This window comes from Scytonema hofmannii PCC 7110 (assembly GCF_000346485.2).
GTDB classification, from domain to species: domain Bacteria; phylum Cyanobacteriota; class Cyanobacteriia; order Cyanobacteriales; family Nostocaceae; genus Scytonema; species Scytonema hofmannii.
In genome coordinates this window covers 1-315 of sequence record NZ_KQ976391.1, presented here as the reverse complement: position 1 = coordinate 315, position 315 = coordinate 1, and the positions used below count along the sequence as shown (strand labels likewise).

1 protein-coding gene is annotated in these 315 nt (G+C 46.7%); it reads right to left on the bottom strand.

Annotated features, from left to right (window positions below):
* Positions 1 to 110: 110 nt before the first annotated feature.
* The coding region (locus WA1_RS52020) for a cold-shock protein (RefSeq protein ID WP_066613691.1) at positions 111 to 315 on the bottom strand (205 nt) is incomplete at its 5' end.

Below are 315 nucleotides of genomic sequence, written 5' to 3'. Positions count from 1 at the left end.
TGACGATATTCAGACCTATAAAATCGCATTATTGCTGAAGTTATCAAACTCGGGCGCATCTTGTACGCTTACGGGTTGAACGCCGCCCCAAAGTCAAACTTCTTACGAGACTATGATTTAGCAAGTGACAGGTTCACAGCGCTTTCGCGTCTATCCCGGCCAGTTTCGACGTCAAAATTGATCTTTTGGCCATCAGTCAACGTTCCAAGTCCTGCGCGCTCAACGGCGGAGATATGAACGAAAACATCCTTGCTGCCATTATCAGGCGCAATAAAACCAAAGCCTTTCGCCTCATTATACCATTTTACCGTACCG